We start from the raw sequence: 18,110 nt of genomic DNA on the forward strand, positions 1-18,110 counted from the left end.
GCTAAAGAATCTGAGCAACGCTATTCCCGAGAATAAGGCCAAACACCTTGGAATGTGCGTGGAAATGCAAAAATAACGTGTCTGAGATTGTTTAGAAATCGGGAGTATTGAAATATCGCTAAATAACGCCTGCTGAGTTCGTTAGATACAATTTAACTTAATAGCCTACATTTGTACTCTAAATAAAAAGTTTAAAACATAACAACAAAAGGGTTCCCGCCATCTGTATGGACAGACCGGCAGGAACCCTTTTTGTTATATTGATTTTTCTCTCAATCAGCCTCAACCGTATTACTCCACGTCACACATGACAACGCTGCTACCTTGAGCTGTAATCAGTTCCTTCACATCTTCAAATTCAAGGAATACCGTTGCCGTATTTTCCATGGGATGAATTCCGATTTTCTGACCAACTAGATCCTTGTCAAATACGACGGTCACGTTTTTCTGAATATTATTGAGAACCCCCATCAGGAATAGGTTTTTAACGATATGTTCTGTATGTGGAATTTGGTAAGAGTATATTTCCTCCATCGTATATACTGCGGGATGTTCAATACTCTCGTATACGATATTATTGCGATCCAAAAGATCATAGAAACCTTGTTTGTTTAACATGTTACATTCATCTCTTTCATTGAAAATGAAGTATTCTTCTGTAACATTACGTTTTCTCTCTAAATTACTTCAAACGCTGAAGGATCAGCCTTTTTTTGTACAGCATTTTGCCTGCTTCCGCTACATCCCGGATCGTATTTTTGTTGCTCACCGAACCAAACACCATGCCGGCTACTGGAATGAGCTGGAACAACTTTTTCCAACCAAAGGATTCACTATAGGAATTAAAAACTTCCCGCCAGCCCTGCATCTGCGATACGACTTCCATGGGCTTGTCCGGGTCATCGTAAGCTGCGAGTTCTTCGATAATCGCTTTCTTGCCTACGATATCAGCGGATGAGAACTGCAGACATTTCACAATAAAGATGCGCTCCAGCGGTTCATCGGGATCATACCCGTAACATAGCGCCATCTCCTGAAGTACCTTCAGAGAAAGCCCCATCACCAACGGAATATCTGCTGCAATGGTTACAATGCCACCAAAACCTGTAGCTGCTCCCTGAGCCGCCGCAAACTTGGTTCGGCTCTCGGTAATGTTATCAGCCACCTGGTCAAGCACCTGAAGTGGCAGATTCTCCACACTATGAATCCTCGCTGTCCCCTCCGCTTCAGCTTCCTGCTCCAGACGATAGGTCGTGCCCATCATGGAATAACCGGACTTCTCGGCTTCCTCTTGCAACAGCTTGGCTACTTTTTTCTTCTGTACGAGGAATTTGCCCCCATGCTGTACATACTGCCCGACGTCGTTCAGGGAATCTCCGATTTTCTGTTTCAGCGCTTTAGGCATCACTTTATCCAACATCGCAAAGGGCAGACGCCCGATTTTATCCCATATAAACAAGTCCTTCTGTTGTTTCTCCCATTTCAAAATCTGTTCAAGTTCCATGTCCAATGTCTCGCGTGAATCCATAAGTAATCCTCCTAACAGGTTCTGCATCGTAATCTGTATCTTTCTCATACGCAGAGATCATGGTTGTGGTTGCTATGTTTATATCCAGAACATCGATACGCAACCCACTCTTCCTTATCGTTCACATACGAAAGAGCCCTTAATCAGCATCACTCGCTAACTAAGGGCTCTCGTATGAAAGGTTACACGACCTCTTATTTTGCTTCCGCTGCTGCTTTGCCATCCGGTGCCGGGACACCGAAATCAGGTGTGCCATCTTCACGCCAATGAACCACTTGAGCTCGAGCGTGGCGGTTCGGATCATACAGGGGATCACCCTCGATGTCTTTGTAATTACGTGCATGGTAGATCAAAATATCGGTTTTGCCATCCGGCGACACAGTAAAGCTATTATGACCTGGGCCGTATTGGCCGTTCATTTCACAAGTCTGGAACACCGGCTTGGGCGACTTCACCCAGCTCGCTGGATCAAGCAAATCTGCATCTTCATCCGCAGTAAGCAAACCGAGACAATAATTGTAGTCGGTGGCACTTGCCGAGTAACTAATGAAGAACCGTCCATTGCGTTGCAATACAGCTGGGCCTTCATTCACCTTAAAGCCAATGATTTCCCAATCGTACTCAGGCGTAGAGATCATGACCTGTTCGCCGCGTAGCGTCCATGGGTTTTCCATTTCGGCAATGTACAGGTTCGAGTTGCCCACAATATCGGGATCTTTTTGTGCCCAGACCAGATAGCGGATTCCCTTATGTTCAAAGGTCGTTGCATCCAGCGCGAATGATTCCCAGCGTGTATAAATTTGTCCTTTCTCTACCCACTCCCCTTCGAGTGGATTCGCGGAATCATTCTCCAGCACATACATCCGGTGATCAAACAAGCCTTCGTTGGTCTCACTGGTGTGAGCCGCTGCGTAATGTATGTACCATTTGCCATCGATAAAATGAATCTCCGGGGCCCAGATGTTGGCACTCATCGGCCCCGTGTCCCGCTTGGTCCAAGCCGTTACCGGCTCAGCATCTCTTAACTCTTCCAACGTCTCTGCACGCCGGATCTCAATCCGGTCAAAGGCTGGTACGGAAGCGGAGAAATAATAGTAACCGTCGGTATGACGGTACACCCAAGGATCAGCGCGCTGCTCCAGGATGGGATTAGTAAAGGTAATGGAATCAGTCATGGGAATGTTCCCCTTTCAAATGTGTGTGATGGCCGAAGTTGAGATATGTAACCCAATTGCTAAAAAACGAAAACCTTTTTGGGTGGTGCACAGCGGACGTTCGGGGGTGGCAGGGCCTTGGTGCTCTCTTGTCCTCCGATTTCTTTTTCTACCGCTCCTGGCGGTTGAAATCGGATGCCAAACTCGCTCCTGCGGCTCCTTCCTCCCCCTCACTGCTTGTGCACCCTTGGTTCAGTAGCTCGCTCTTTTCGCGCTCGCTGGGTTACAACCTCACTTCGAGCCTTTTATTGGCTCGGTCTAATGGGGTTGACCGCTTCGCACGGTCAACTCTCCACATATTTAGTGCTTGGTCGGCCGGCCTCAGACATTGGCCAGTATAAATGCAGCTTGAGTGTTTAATTGCAGCATTGCCTTGTGCGTTAGCGCACCTTAACAGAACAGTGCACAGCGGACGTTCGGGGGTGGCAGGGCCTTGGTGCTCTCTTGTCCTCCGATTTCTTTTTCCTCCGCTCCTGGCGGTTGAAATCGGATGCCAAACTCGCTCCTGCGTCTCCTTCCTCCCCCTCACTGCTTGTGCACCTTTGGTTCAGCAGCTCGCTCTTTTCGCGCTCGCTGGGTTACAACCTCACTTCGAGCCTTTTATTGGCTCGGTCTAATGGGGTTGACCGCTTTGCCTTGAGCCGACTCTCCCTACCAAGTGTACGGCTGGTCACAAGATTATCGGCCAGAGCCGTGCAACCTCTGAGTAGCGCCTTACTCCTCAGCTGCGCTAATTTGCTTGCCCCAGACCGCTACACCGCGGTCATTAAGTCCTGTTACCACCAGCGCGGGCTGGCTTCGCTCCCAGTCCCAGGACGGGAGCAGGTTCAACTCTTCCGTGGAAGTACCGCCCCATGGGCTTTCTTTCCACTTCAACGTCAGTGTTTGTTTGCCATCAAATGTCCAGGTTCCAGAACCATTTTCGCTTTTAATTTTACCGTTGCCTGTTAGGGTATAAGGCACGGCTTGTATCTGTCCGTCCACGGACGGATCAAGTGCCATGCCTTCCCACTCCCCGGCAATCATGGACTTCGGAATATCCTGCGCTGTCTCACCGGCGTAACGCTCTGGTGAAACCACAGGCCAGCCGTCCTTCGTCCATACCATTTTACGTACATGCAGATATGGCCAGTTTTTATCCGTCTCGCCCCGTGCATGATGCACGATGTAATAATCGTCTCCGTCCTTCAGAACGGAGTTATGTCCGGGTGCAACCCAGCCTTCACCTTCTGTGAAGCGATAACCTCCCAGAATTTTGGTACCGATCTCATATTGCGGCAGATGCTCCGTATCCAGCATGTTCATGCCATTCATATCCGTATACGGTCCTGTAATTGAATCGGCACGCGCAACCCGCACATTATAATCTTCGAATAAGGAATCATAGGAGACGAACAGATAATACTTTTTGAACTCCGGGTTATACACAATGTATGGACCTTCGACTGCGCCCTCTTCAGTTGCTCGATCCCGTGCGGCAATGCGGGTACCATATCCCTCGTCCTTGAATTTCCCGGTATCCGGATCGAGTGGGGCAATATAGATGCCATCAAAAAACGAACCGTATACCATCCACGAATTGCCCTCGGCATCCACAATGGGATTGGCATCAATTGCATTCAGTTTATCCTGTTCATTTGCAGAAGTTTTCACCACCAGTCCTTCGTCTGTCCATGGACCTTCCGGCGACGTAGCAGTCTGCAAACCAATGGCTGACTGGGTACTGCCAAAACTGGATGCCGAATAATACATCCGATAGGTATCTCCAACCTGAATCACATCCGGTGCCCACAGATTGACTGCACCCGTCCAATCCAATGCTTCTTGTGGAATACCAGGCAGAGCCTGACCTACCCATGTCCAGTTAATCAGATCATCCGATTTGCGTACCATGACGCCGGGTTTCGCTTCTCCTGCCACACGAACGTCTGTGGAATAGACGTAGTATCCCTGATCTGTTTTGATAATGGCTGGGTCATGCGCATTGTTCACCGTCCAACGTGATTCATCATCCAGTATGGAGGTGTCATACAGTTGGGTATCTTGAGGAGCTTCAGGAAAGACGGGACGGGACACCGTTTCTCCAGCACATCCCGTAGCCCCGGTAATCAACAACAGCAACATGGAAACAACAACCCCTCTCTTCGAAAATGTCCACCCTCGGAAATTCTTCCGCTGATTCATCCCTTCACTCCCGAAATGGCAACCGATTCAATAATCTGTTTCTGGAAGATCAGGAAGATGATTAATACCGGTAACAGAGCTACGATGGACGCCGCCATAATGAGCGGGTAATCCGTCTGGATTGCATACGTGGCATTGAAGTTTGCAATAACAAGCTGTAACGTCTGCTTCTCCGGTGAATTCAGATAAATAATCGGTGCCAGATAATCGTTCCAGATGCCCATGAACCAGAGAATCAACTGTGCAGCTACCGCCGGTTTGATGAGCGGGAACGTAATGCTGGAGTACAGTCGGAAATAGGAGCTCCCATCGATTTTGGCTGCCTCAATAATCGCATCAGGCACACTAAGCAGGTATTGGCGCAGGAAGAAAATCATGATGACGTTACCGAACAGGCCAGGAACGATCAGTGGCAACAGCGTATCCACCCAGCCGAGCTTCGCAAACATGATGAATTGCGGGATCATGACTGTCGGATAAGGAATCATCATGGATGCCAGCAACGCGAGGAACAGTTTATTTTTGTGCGGGAATCTTAATTTGGCAAAAGCAAAGGCAGCGATACTGGACGTAAACGTACCCACTACCGTTACACTCACCGCAACGATGAGGCTGTTTTTGATCCCGCTGAGCAGCGGTCCTGCTTCCCAGATTTCTTTATACTTTCCAAATTGGAATACTTCAGGTATCCAGACAGGCGGAAGCGCGAACACATCCTGCTTCTCCTTCAATGACGTGGACAACATCCAGATCAATGGTGCAATCATCGCAATCGCACCAATCGCGAGTACGATAAAAATGATCGAGTTGGTTAATTTCCTCTTTTGACTGTAAGACATCTCCGGTTCACTCCTTTCCCTAACAATCAATCCCCATCATAGGCTGATTTTTCGTTCATTTTGAATTGCACCAATGTAATAACAAAAATGAAAATACCAAGAATCATGGCCATCGCTGAGGCGTAACCCATCTGCAAATTACTGAAGGCCTTCTGCCAGATGTAGAAAACAATCGATGCCGAAGAATATTCAGGACCACCCGTAGGTGTCATAATGTTCATCTCGGTGAAGATCTGGGAACCGCCAATGATATTTGTAACGATGAGGAAAAAGGTAACCGGCTTCACCATAGGCCAGGTGATATTGCGGAAGATCTGGAAGCTATTCGCTCCATCCAGCTCTGCCGCCTCGTAATATGTACGCGATACACTTTGCAGGGCTGCCAGGTACAATAACATCGTGTATCCGAGACCTTTCCACACCGTCATAATAATCAGAGCTGGCTTGACTGTATCTTTGTTAGCGAGCCAGTTAGGGCCTTTAATCCCAAACAGGTCAAGGAACTGGTTGACCAGACCATAATCCCCGTTGTACGCCCAGTTCCACATAATGGACACCGCCGCGAGGGACGAAATAACCGGAATGTAATAAATTACACGGAATGTCGTTGTGCCCGGAATTTTACGATTCAAACCCATCGCCAGCAATAATGCGAGCAACAAACCAATCGGGATCCCAAGCATCAGGAAAAATGTATTAAACATCGCTTTGTAAAAGAGGTCATCCGTGAGCAGATCCTTGAAGTTGGCCAAACCAATAAAGTTCATCTGTCCCAGTCCGTCCCAATCCGTAAAGGAACCATAAAGGGAATAGAGGAACGGGAACATGACAAAGATCAGCAACCCCAGAATCGGAGGTAAAATAAACAGATATCCGTACAGCATCTCTTTGCGATACAAACTCGATTTCGTAATCACGGCGTTCACCCCTGTTTCTAGTATCAGCATGTGGCATTCTTCGATTGAACTTGCCAATCAACGAATGCCACATACCCGTATGGAATCCAATAATCCCCAATACGAATGATGCCAGCAGCATGATTGCACTCTGCCGGCATCGCTCTTTCCTATCTACTATTTCTGAGATTTCTTTTCCTGTTCAACCGCTTTGTCGAGCAGCTTCTGCATTTTCGGCTGTTGCTGCTTCACATAGTCTGCGGCTGTAATCTTGCCATCCAATACCGGCTGGATGTCCGTGAAGAACAGGTCATACCACTCCGCATTGTATGTGTAGTTACCAGGGAGAGCCCGGCCGTAATCCTCAACGATGTCAATGAATTCCTGTTTATTGGCTGGTTTCGTGGATGTATCTTTGGCCCACTCGTCTGCCATATCAAGCAAGTTTGGAATCTGTACCTTGGCATCCACCAGTTGCTGCATGCCTTCCTTCGAAGCCGTAAGGTAGTTCACCAATGCTGCAGCTTCCTCCGGATGTTTCGTTTTCGCCGATACTCCGATACCCAGAGATCCAATCCACGTTGCCGATTTGCCAGTCGATCCCGCAGGGAAAGGCAGCAAATCATAATCGAAAGGCAGTTTCTCAAATGTACTCATGTCCCACGGTCCTACAGGGAAGAACGCCATCTCACCTTTCATCCAGCGTTGATATGTATCCAATGTTTGCGCTTCCTCAATGGAAGGTGTGATTTTGTATACGTTTTGCATATCCGCGAAGAATTGTAGCGCTTCTGCAAATTTTGGATCATCAATCGTTACCTTAGTTTTGGTCTCATCCAGCCAGTCCCCACCATTACTCCATACAAAGGCTTGCAGTGCCCATTGCACGTTGAATCCGGTACCGTACACATCGGGTTTACCGTCCCCATTGGTATCCTTGGTCGCTTGCTGGTTCACCTTAATGAACTCTTCCCATGTATATGGTTTATCCTTGTCAGGGAATGGAATGCCCTCTTTTTCAAACAACGTTTTGTTATAGCCCAGTGCAAATGGCCCCAGATCCTTCGGCATACCGTAGATGTCACCTTGGCCTGCCATTTGGCCATCATAACGGTACAAGTCCACGCCGTATTTCCAGATATTATCGAGATCAACATCCGGGTTATTTTCAACATACGGTGTAAGATTCATCAGTACATTACTGTTCACATACGCTTTCACATCACCTGGATTGATGTAGAATACATCAGGCAAGCTGTTGCCTGTGATTGCCGCTCTCAGCTTGGTTGCATATTGATCCGCAGCCGTTACAATGATTTTGACTTTCACACCCGGATGATCTTCTTCGAACTTCTTGACCACCGCTTGGTATGCTTTCTGCTCATCTGTCCCCCCACGGAACATGAACGTTAACTCCTTGTCCCCACTTGCACCGCTGCTACCTCCTCCACAACCCGCAAGTACCAGTGCACTTACCAGCATAAGAAGCATAAATGTGACCCAATTCTTTTTCTTTACCATCTGAACCCCTCCTGATCTGGACTTGTAACCGCATTCAATTGAATGAAATAAGATTTCTGTTGTTAAATCTATCAAATCCAGATCACTTTAGTCAACACTTTTATAAAACATTTTATATTTATCTAAAATAAATCAGTACATAGGCCAACCATTCGCGTCCCAAAGCAAGTCATTAATCAGCAATTTCGGATTGCCATTATCCTCTGCATCATAGGCGTGTCGTGCAATGACATTGCCGTTATACACGTCCTGACCACCCGGACCTTTCCACTTCACATTGCCTGTATCCAGTATCGTTCCGCCACCATTCAGCATATTAACTCCGTTTTTGTCCACATAAGGACCTGTTATGCTGGTCGAACGTCCATAGATCATTTTGTAGGTACTGTTCACCCCTTGGCAGCAAGAATCGATGGAAGCAAACAGGTAATAATAGCCGCCACGATATACAACACTTGGTCCTTCAATAGCCCCTCCGTTATTTGGGCGCGCAGCAATGGAAGTTATGCTTCCCGTTGGTTTCATCGTATTTTTGTCCAGCTTGACAATCTTCAGGCCGCTCCAGAAAGAACCGAAGGCCAGCCACGGATTGCCCGAAGCATCAATGACCAGATTCGGATCAATGGCATTATAATTATTGGAAGTCGTGGTCTGAAGCACCATTCCTTCGTCCTTCCACTGCCCTGCTCCAATGCTGTTCGCAGACGCAAGACCAATCGCGGACCGATTGGAACCAAAAGTGGAGATCGAATAATAAAGCCACACTTTTCCGTTATACTGCTCCACGTCCGGTGCCCATACATCCAATCCACTCTGCCCCGGAACAGCAGAAGCCCACCAGGATGGCTTGCTTAAGAAGATTTGCGGAACCCGATACCAGGAAGATCCATTATCCGATTTCAATACCTGAATGCCCGGGCCGGTTGAGAAGGTGTACCAGGAGTTGCCCTCTTTGATAATTGACGGATCATGAACAGCGGTATCTCCAGTCAGATTCCAGAATGCCGCTAAAGCCCGTGATTGACCTGCAAGCAGTAACACTACAACAAGCAATGCGGGTAATGCCCAACGTTTTCTTTTGAACTTTTGCACCGTCTTCAACTTATCCAAACCCAACTCCACCTTTCAAATGGTTAATTTGGTTCATGATGTATTGAATCAATTTAGGTATAATAGGATTATAAAAGCGGTTACATTACATTTCAATGGTATATTTCAAATATATGTGAACTGATTAACACTTATTTTAACCGGAATCGTGCACAGAAAATAGATTATACGTTTATATTTGCGCTATATACAAGGGTTTTGGCTTCTATTTCTCTGCCCTTCCCTTCCATGAGCGAATGATTTATAATTATCTGAAATAAAACATATAAATGTGCAAATGTCTGCATGAAGAAGAGACTTTGTTCAGAACGGGGAAAGGAATCCACCTATGATTTATATTAAAGATCTGATGTCGGGTGTGAATATTTTCAAAGCGCTCAGTTCGGAAATCCGGATTCAGATCATCGAGCTGCTGGCCAAGAACCAAAGTCTTAATCTCAATGATCTAGCAACCAAGCTGGGACTGAGCAATGGCGCTATCACCATGCATATTAAAAAGCTTGAAGAGAGCGGCTTGATCGAGATCAACACCGCCGTTGGCAAACATGGAATTCAGAAGATATGTTATCTCAATGAGGAAAAATTGATGGTTGATCTGCGTTCACAGGAGATTAACAATCGTTACGAGGTGGAAATTCAGGTCGGTCATTACAGCGATTATCAGGCTGCACCTACATGTGGTCTCGCTACCCGGGACAGCATTGTTGGAGAGTTCGACGATCCGCGTTACTTTGCTGATCCACTGCGAATTGATGCGGAGATGATCTGGCTGGCTGAAGGTTATCTGGAATATCGGATTCCCAACTATCTCAAGCCTAATCAGTCGTTTAGCGAAATTCAGTTGTCGATGGAACTGGGATCGGAGGCACCTGGCTTTTGTGATAATTACCCTTCGGATATCTATTTCTACATCAACGGTATTGAGATTGGCTGCTGGACGAGTCCGGGGGATTTTGGCAATACACGTGGTACCTTCAACCCGGAATGGTGGCCTCCGCACTTGAATCAGTACGGCATGCTGAAGCTCATCCGGATTACGCAGGAAGGCAGCTATATCGACGGATGCCGCATCTCGGACGTAACGCTGGACCAGATTGGGCTGGATTACAAAAGCGATATTCACTTCCGCATTGCGGTTACAGACAGACCTTTGAACAAACGGGGCTTAACGATCTTTGGCAAAAACTTTGGTAACTATGGACAGAATCTGCTTGCTCGGGTTCTCTATAACGTGCAAGAAGAGTAGAGCCAGCTCTGACTATTCACTCGATATGAATTAGCTCGACCATCTGTTAACGTAACTATCAACACAACCACAGTAACAACAATGTGTCTTTAAAAGGGTGCTAGCTAGCACTCTTTTTTTCATGTGATATACTAATGGCCTGTATTGAAAAATGGAATAACGGGCGGGGATACCTTTTGAAATTAGAGCGATTAATCTCAATCATATACAAACTGCTGAACCACGAAGTATTGTCTGCTTCCACCTTGGCGGAAGAGTTTCAGGTGTCCCCAAGAACGATCTATCGGGATATTGATGTGATCTGTGCCGCAGGTTTCCCAGTCATCTCCCATCAGGGACTCAAAGGCGGCTACGGCATGATGGACGGATACAAGATGGATAAAAGCTTGCTTGGTTCTTATGATGTGGATTCCCTGATCACGGTCCTGAGCAGTCTCTCCACGGTCTTTGAGGATGCACGTGCACAGGGCACGATTGAACGTCTGCAAACCATTGGACCGGAGCATCAGAACTCAAGTCTGTCTGTGGATCTGGAGACTCGCCGTACGGAACCTGATGCCCTTCCTCATCTGCGTAAAGGGATTACAGAACATCAGGTTGTCCGTTTTGACTACATCAATACGAAAAATGAACATACACCCCGCCATCTGGAACCGGTAAGGCTACAATTTAAATATCGTAATTGGTATGTGTATGGATTTTGCCAAACACGGCAGGATTATCGGGAGTTCCGACTGTCCCGGATGATGAACGTGCAACTGACATCGGAACACTTCCCACCCCACCTTAAGCTTCCTCAAGAGACGGTTGTATCAGATCCGTCATGGCAAGATCAGGTAAGTGATGTTGTATTTCGGGTCAACCCGGAAGCGCTAGCGGAAGCCTTGGATCATTTTCAACAGGCAGATAAACAATTTCATGAGGATGGAAGTATGACGATGCGTATTAAGGTTCATCAACCGTTACAAGCCAGATGGCTTTGGTCGTTTCTGCTTAGTTTGGGAAGTGGCGCTGAGGTGTTTGAACCGATTGAATTACGAGGCATCCTGAAAGAACAACTTCAAAACGCACTTAAGCTCTATGAAGAAGTATGACACGCTGTTGTCATACTTCTTTTTTTATAATCATCTCAGTAAGTTAATTCAATCTATCGCGCAATTAAAGGAGACGATTATCAATGAATCATCCGGAGCAAATGTATAATTACCACGCATGGGCCACTCAAACAATCCTCGGCAGAATCAAGGAACTGCCCTCTTCCGTACTTAGTCAGGAAGTGAATAGTTCGTTTCCAACCATTGCTCACGCACTCAGCCATATCTACGCCGTAGATAAAATGTGGTACGAGGTATTGAACGGCACCGGTATGCCCGAGGCACTGCAAGCATGTATACTTCTGAATAGTGAGATTCACGGTTCTGTGGATGAGTACATCAAACGTTTTACCGACCTGTCGGCACAATACAGTGAGTGGTTACGAGGCCAAGCGGATCTGGAGCAAACCATTCTGCTCGATAATCCATTTGCCGGAGTTCGCACAACCAGCTTATCGGAAATCGTATTCCATGCAGTTAACCACGGCACCTATCATCGAGGCAATGTTTCTACCATGCTGCGTCAATTGGGGCATGCCTCCATCATGAATGACTATTTTCTCTATTGGTATCAGGAACTGGCTGAAGCATAGTCGATAATCGGATGGAAAATATACATTGTATACCCGCGACGTCGAGGGATGAATTGAGTAATTGGTTGCGAGAACATGGAAAATTCGAGAAATATTGCTGGGTCATTATAAGTTTGAAACCATTGCCGAACACCCTGTTGTATTTGGACGTGGTTGAGGAAGCGTTGTGCTTTGGCTGGATCGATGGATTCAAAAAGAAAATATCCGAGACTCATTTAGCACAGAGATTGACTCCTAGAAGGAAACGTAGCTCATGGACTGAATTGAACAAGGAACGTGTGCGCCGTCTTGAAAAGTTGGGCTTCATGCATGAGGAGGGCAGGCAGGTTCTCCCTGTTATGGACCCGAATGCTTTTATTATTGATGGTGTGATCGAACAAAGGCTGAAAGCAGACCATCAGGTTTATGCTAATTTCATGGCCTTTCCTGCACTGTATCAAAACGTTCGGATCGATACGATCCAAAGTGTTAAGAATCAGCCAGCATTATTCCAGAGCAGATTGGATAAATTCATAACCAATACAAAGGATAATAAAATGTACGGTCAGTGGCATGACAACGGACGGCTATTGGACTATTAACTGTTGCCAGAGACAGAAGACAGGACCTCCCTATAAAGAGGTCCTGTTTTTGATGTTTCCAATTTTAATGATTCTGCCTGTATGCTTTGGGAGACTTGCCAAAGGCTTTCTTAAACTGGCGGGTGAAATAATTACTGTCGTTAAATCCACATTCATACGAAATTTCCGTGATGGACATATTCCCGTTTTTCAGCAAATGACATGCCTTCTCCAGACGCAGCTTCTGCAGATAAGAGATCGGGGTCATCTGATAATAGGATCGAAAAATCCGATTCAGATGCCTTATGGAGATGTCTGACTTCCCCGCAATATCCTCCAACGACAGCGGCTCAAGATAATGATCTTCGATAAATGAAATGGCATTGGCCAGATGCATCAGATTATTACCCTCGATCCCTTTCTCCTGCGTATCATATTGTCTCGACAAATAAACCACCATCTCCGTAAGACGTGAGATCAACATCGTCTGGTACCCTTGCTGTTTACTCTGATATTCCTCAATCATGAACGATATCAGCGATTCTACATACTCCAGACTGGAAATGGATAACGCCAATTTACTCGGAAACGAGTGAATATTACGATAAAACGGTTCCAACACAAACAGCGCCTGGAATCCGTTAGATTTTCTCAGATCAGGCCCAGCCGAAGCAAGCATCTCAGGACTGAACATAATGTTACAGATCCTAAAATCATGAGGGTCTTTATACGCATGATGGGTGTCGCCATTAATCACAAATACATTCCCTTTTTTAATAAAAAATTCCTCGGTGTTCACCACATGGGTTGCATGACCACTCAGAACAATGACAAGTTCCGTAAAGTCCACATGATTATGAAGCTCCATGTCTTGGTCGTGTCCACCATACTGAATAAAAAATGGAAATTGCTGATCCGAAGTAAACCATCTCAAATACGCATGACTCAAAAGCAATCCCCTCCGCAAACCATGTTGGGTTGAATGTCTATATCATGCTATTCGAGGACCGAAAAATCAAGGTTGGAAATGATTGAGAACGATATAATTCCCCTTATAGCAACAATACCTCTGCTACGTTTAGGTTCATATTAAACTCTCAAAATGAATAGGAGCATCACATGATGAAATATACCAATCCGGTGATTCCGGGGTTTTATCCAGATCCGAGTATCTGCCGTGTAGATGAAGACTATTATCTGGTAACAAGTACCTTTGAATATTTCCCTGGTGTGCCCATCTTCCACAGCAAAGACCTTGTGAACTGGCGACAGATCGGCCATGTCCTCACAACCAATGAGCAACTCCCTCTAGCAAACGCGGGCAGCTCTGGCGGCATTTTTGCCCCAACTCTTAGGTACCATGATGGCTCGTTCTATATGACAACAACCAATGTCAGCGGCGGCGGAAATTTCTATGTACGCAGTGCCCAGCCCGAGGGACCATGGTCTGCTCCAATTTTTGTTGATCAGGGCGGTATTGATCCCTCTTTTCTCTTCGATGAAGATGGACGTGTGTATTTTCAAACGGCCTGTAACGGCGATGAGGGCGAGGGCATCTATCAGTGCGAGATAGATATAAAGACCGGAATGAGACTGACGGATAGCCGACTAATCTGGACCGGAACCGGAGGAGCAGCCCCCGAAGCTCCCCACATGTATAAAATAAACGGCCTCTACTATCTGATGATCGCCGAAGGTGGAACCGAGTATGGTCATATGGAGACCATTGCTCGGAGTAGAGAGCCATACGGTCCATTTGATCCATGTCCACATAATCCGATTCTGTCCAATCGGAGCATGAAATCCAGCATCCACGCAACCGGTCATGCAGACCTTGTCCAGATCCAGGATGGAAGCTGGTGGGCTGTCTCTCTTGGCATTCGTCCAGCAGGTTACCCTATGCGGCACCATCTGGGACGCGAAACGTTCCTGGCGCCTGTCACCTGGAGGGATAACGGTTGGCCCGTGATTGGTGTGGACGGACATATCGAGCAGGAGATGAATGGGCCATTGTTGGCTGAGTACCCTTGGTCACCTCAGGTTGTTCGGGATGATTTTGATGACGAATCATTGGGAATGAACTGGATCTTCTTACGTAACCCGGCTCCGGATAGTTGGACGCTCACAGAAATTCCTGGGCAACTCATCCTCCGTGGTCATTCCGTTTCACTCGATGATGGTAGGAATCCAGCCTTTGTTGGACGTCGATTGAGCCATTTCTTATGTAATATGGAAACCGAGCTGCGTTATGAGCCACATGCGAGCGGTGAGGAAGCTGGATTGACCTTATTTATGAATGAAAAATATCATTACGATTTGGCTGTAACACAGGTCAACGAGCAGAAAAAAATCGTATTGCGCCGAACCGTCGGCTCCCTGCGAACCGAACAATTGCTTGACTGTGACAAAGGACCTGTTGTATTACAAATCAAAGCTGATCGTAATCACTTCACGTTCCTCTATCAGCAAGGTTCATCCGATGCCATTGAAGTGGGTTCAGGAGAAACACATCTGTTATCTACGGAAGTGGCGAGTGGTTTCACAGGTGTGATGATCGCCATGTATGCCTACGCCCCATCGGGGGAGTGTACGCCTGCACGTTTTGATTGGTTTGACTATGAACCTCTGGATTAACTAATAGTTTTAATTCCTGAATTTAATATGTACTAGACGATAATTATCCCCTTAAAGTAGATACTCTTACAAAAGCCTTGTGTGGTAGCATAAGGAAATGAGTGAACTTTGAGGGGATTTTGCTATCTTTATATTTTTCTCAAATGATTGCACTGGAATCTATAAAAGAACCATTGCTTTATTGGAGAAGTTCTCCTAGTATTTTTAGAAGGAACACCCCAGTAGCTCCCATCTTTACAATAGCATCACCGTCCATATGAGAGCGCTATCGCTGCAGCACAAAAGAAAAACGGGAGGTTGCAGATATGAAATGGAATCACTTCAAGTCCAAGCTTCTGTTTAAGTACACACTATCCTATATCTCCATTTTTCTTATCCCTCTTGTTATTTTAACCATCATTATTTATCACAACGCTGTGGACACGCTCCGTTCCGAGATTGAACAGACCAATGTCAATCAGCTCACTCAAGCCAAAACGGTCATTGATGATCGCATGAAGGAACTACAGGACATCGCGTTTCGCATCGCCTACGATGAGCAGTTAACGCGGTATTGGACCCATCATCCCTACTATAGTCGGGAATCCATTAGCGCATTAGTCAAATACAAAGCCACCAGTTCCATTATCGATGAGTTATTCCTGTTCTTCCGCGGAGATGATAACATCTACTCTTCTCAAGGCTCTGAGAACCTGAATGTGTTCACTGGCCGCTACAAATTTAATACTTGGAACCAAACCGACATGATCCGGGATTTGAATAACGTCCCGTTTCCCACGATACGACCAGCCGAGCAGGTCGTCCAAGGAACCCGAATTCCCAATTCCATGCTAGCCTACCTTGTACCGATTGCACCTAATAATACGCCTGCCCACGGAACCGTGATGTACCTGATCCACGAGTCTAATCTGACCGGTTTGATTGATTCGATCCTCAGTGACTATCACGGGATGACTTATATTTTCGATAATTACGGGCAAGTACTGGCAGCCAATTACAAGGGAGAAGTCATATCCGAACAGGAAGTCAACGCTCTGTTTACACTTGAACCTGGAACGCACAGCATCTCCTTAAATCAAGAACCACATTCGGTTGTATCTGTTAAATCGGATACGGGTTGGACTTATGTAACCGCTATGCCAAGCAACCAGTTTTTCAGCCGAATTGTCCATATTCGAACCTTTATTATCCTTGTATTCTCCTTTGTGGTGACGATGGGCACCATCCTTGCTATCATGTTGGCGCGAAGACAATACCATCCCATTTCAGACTTAATGGAGTTCATTCGGTTGAAGAATGATCCGGATACGTCCTCAACCACCAACGAGCTGGAATGGATTAAGAAAACACTGCATGATTATAGTCAGCGTGTGGATCTTCAGGAACCCTATGCCCGCAATCATATTTTGCTCATGTTGCTGAAGCACGGTCACACCGGAGATTTCCCCTCTGAGTTTACGGATAAGCTTGGTATACGGTTTAACAGATCCCATTACTTTGTCATGATTATGGGCTGGGAAATGCATGCTTTTCCCATCGGTGATAACCCTGAGCAACCTACTGTCATGCAGCTGATGAACGATGTGGAGCTGCCGGATTTGTCTGCATATGCTTACGGCGTGGAGCTTCCACAGGCAGACCAATTGGCCCTTATCGTGGGATTTGATGCCGAAATTGGACATGAAGGTAGCCTCAATGCCCGTATGGGGCCTATTGTTGAAAAGCTGCAATGGATGGTGGTAGAACACACCGGGGTCGCGCCCGCAATCGGGATAGGCAATCGATACACTTATCCAAAACAGCTGAATCAGTCCTACATCGAGGCCTCAACCGCTCTGGAAGCATCGATGCTGCACGGACAGGGCAGCAGTACATACTTTAACGACCTTTCCGGCTCCGGTGTGCAGGATTCTTCCTTCTGGGTCCCCAAGGATGTGTTATTAAAGCTGGTCCAGAGCTTAAAACAAGGGAGCTATGATGTGGCGGTTCAGATGGTATCAACCGCGTTGAACAATTTGAAAACTGAAATGCCCTCTGTACCGCTGCTGCGTTGCATCTGCTTTGATATTCTGAATACAATGCTCAAAACCGCCTCGGAGCTTGGCATCCATCATGTCGTTGATCAACTTCCAAGGATCACTTCCTATGACTCGCTGGAGGATCTGGAGAAAAAGCTGACAGGCCTTGCCGCCGAAATCTGTGCCCATGTCGAGGCAAAAAGTGAGACGGAAGAAAGCTCCCTGATGGATGAAATCGTTGCTTATATTGACGCCAATTTCTCGGATTATGACCTCAGTCTAGGCACGATTTCATCGAAGTTTACGATCTCTTCATCGTATTTCAGTCGTTCTTTCAAAGAAAAGATCGGCATGAATTTTACCCAATATATCTGGCAGAAACGGGTGGATGAGGTCATTCGACTACTGTTGCATACAACCGATCCGTTAAAGGATATCATCACCCGCGTCGGTTATCTGGACACACCAAACTTCATCCGCAAATTCAAGAAAGAAACAGGTTATACCCCAGGGCAATACCGTAAAATGCACCGTCCAAACGGATCCGCCGATTCGCCGGATGATGATGACGAGGAGTGTATTGGATAAAGGGTTCATCCAACGAATAGAAACCTCCCCTGACCATGTGGTTAGGGGAGGTTTTGTATGTGATCATTCGTATACGTATACCGAT

At 46.5% G+C, this 18,110-nt stretch carries 15 protein-coding genes; 6 read left to right on the forward strand and 9 right to left on the reverse strand.

The window, feature by feature from the left end:
- Nucleotides 1-291: 291 nt before the first annotated feature.
- The 8 genes from ACE3K2_RS05060 to ACE3K2_RS05095 form a co-directional block, all read right to left on the reverse strand.
- Nucleotides 292-618 carry a hypothetical protein gene (locus ACE3K2_RS05060; protein WP_421887474.1) on the reverse strand — a complete coding sequence of 109 codons (327 nt, stop codon included), beginning with the start codon at nt 616-618 and terminating at the stop codon, nt 292-294.
- A gap of 64 nt (nt 619-682) precedes the next feature.
- Entirely contained in the window at nt 683-1,528 is an 846-nt protein-coding gene (locus ACE3K2_RS05065; RefSeq protein WP_421887477.1) for an EcsC family protein, read from the reverse strand.
- A 194-nt stretch (nt 1,529-1,722) separates the two neighbouring features.
- Nucleotides 1,723-2,703: a family 43 glycosylhydrolase gene (locus ACE3K2_RS05070; RefSeq protein ID WP_421887481.1), complete on the reverse strand. Its 981-nt coding sequence runs from the start codon at nt 2,701-2,703 to the stop codon at nt 1,723-1,725.
- 753 nt (nt 2,704-3,456) lie between these two features.
- Nucleotides 3,457-4,866, reverse strand: a complete 1,410-nt coding sequence (locus tag ACE3K2_RS05075; RefSeq protein ID WP_421888354.1) for an arabinan endo-1,5-alpha-L-arabinosidase — start codon at nt 4,864-4,866, stop codon at nt 3,457-3,459.
- 56 nt (nt 4,867-4,922) lie between these two features.
- Nucleotides 4,923-5,765, reverse strand: coding sequence for a carbohydrate ABC transporter permease (locus tag ACE3K2_RS05080; RefSeq protein ID WP_278296469.1), 843 nt, complete (start codon nt 5,763-5,765; stop codon nt 4,923-4,925).
- A gap of 26 nt (nt 5,766-5,791) precedes the next feature.
- Complete coding sequence (locus tag ACE3K2_RS05085) at nt 5,792-6,682, reverse strand: sugar ABC transporter permease (protein WP_339303686.1); 891 nt, start codon at nt 6,680-6,682, stop codon at nt 5,792-5,794.
- A gap of 156 nt (nt 6,683-6,838) precedes the next feature.
- Entirely contained in the window at nt 6,839-8,182 is a 1,344-nt protein-coding gene (locus tag ACE3K2_RS05090; RefSeq protein ID WP_421887485.1) for an ABC transporter substrate-binding protein, read from the reverse strand.
- Nucleotides 8,183-8,314: 132 nt separating this feature from the next.
- Nucleotides 8,315-9,292: a glycoside hydrolase family 43 protein gene (locus ACE3K2_RS05095; RefSeq protein WP_421887488.1), complete on the reverse strand. Its 978-nt coding sequence runs from the start codon at nt 9,290-9,292 to the stop codon at nt 8,315-8,317.
- 328 nt (nt 9,293-9,620) lie between these two features.
- Here ACE3K2_RS05095 and ACE3K2_RS05100 point away from each other — a divergent pair, with 328 nt between their 5' ends.
- The 4 genes from ACE3K2_RS05100 to ACE3K2_RS05115 all read left to right on the forward strand — a co-directional run bounded on the left by ACE3K2_RS05100 (nt 9,621) and on the right by ACE3K2_RS05115 (nt 12,806).
- Complete coding sequence (locus ACE3K2_RS05100; protein WP_339303688.1) at nt 9,621-10,538, forward strand: ArsR/SmtB family transcription factor; 918 nt, start codon at nt 9,621-9,623, stop codon at nt 10,536-10,538.
- Nucleotides 10,539-10,714: 176 nt separating this feature from the next.
- On the forward strand, nt 10,715-11,632 hold the full coding sequence (locus tag ACE3K2_RS05105; RefSeq protein WP_421887491.1) for a helix-turn-helix transcriptional regulator: 918 nt from the start codon (nt 10,715-10,717) through the stop codon (nt 11,630-11,632).
- An 83-nt stretch (nt 11,633-11,715) separates the two neighbouring features.
- Nucleotides 11,716-12,225: a DinB family protein gene (locus ACE3K2_RS05110; RefSeq protein ID WP_421887493.1), complete on the forward strand. Its 510-nt coding sequence runs from the start codon at nt 11,716-11,718 to the stop codon at nt 12,223-12,225.
- 11 nt (nt 12,226-12,236) lie between these two features.
- On the forward strand, nt 12,237-12,806 hold the full coding sequence (locus ACE3K2_RS05115) for a YdeI/OmpD-associated family protein (protein ID WP_421887496.1): 570 nt from the start codon (nt 12,237-12,239) through the stop codon (nt 12,804-12,806).
- A 64-nt stretch (nt 12,807-12,870) separates the two neighbouring features.
- Here ACE3K2_RS05115 and ACE3K2_RS05120 read toward each other — a convergent pair whose 3' ends face one another.
- Entirely contained in the window at nt 12,871-13,734 is an 864-nt protein-coding gene (locus ACE3K2_RS05120) for a helix-turn-helix domain-containing protein (RefSeq protein ID WP_421887499.1), read from the reverse strand.
- 173 nt (nt 13,735-13,907) lie between these two features.
- Between ACE3K2_RS05120 and ACE3K2_RS05125 the strand changes: the two genes are divergently transcribed.
- Nucleotides 13,908-15,419 carry a glycoside hydrolase family 43 protein gene (locus ACE3K2_RS05125; RefSeq protein WP_421888357.1) on the forward strand — a complete coding sequence of 504 codons (1,512 nt, stop codon included), beginning with the start codon at nt 13,908-13,910 and terminating at the stop codon, nt 15,417-15,419.
- Nucleotides 15,420-15,724: 305 nt separating this feature from the next.
- Nucleotides 15,725-18,025, forward strand: a complete 2,301-nt coding sequence (locus ACE3K2_RS05130; RefSeq protein ID WP_421887502.1) for a helix-turn-helix domain-containing protein — start codon at nt 15,725-15,727, stop codon at nt 18,023-18,025.
- Nucleotides 18,026-18,110: the final 85 nt, after the last annotated feature.

This window comes from Paenibacillus sp., assembly GCF_048976745.1.
Classification (GTDB): Bacteria; Bacillota; Bacilli; order Paenibacillales; family Paenibacillaceae; genus Paenibacillus.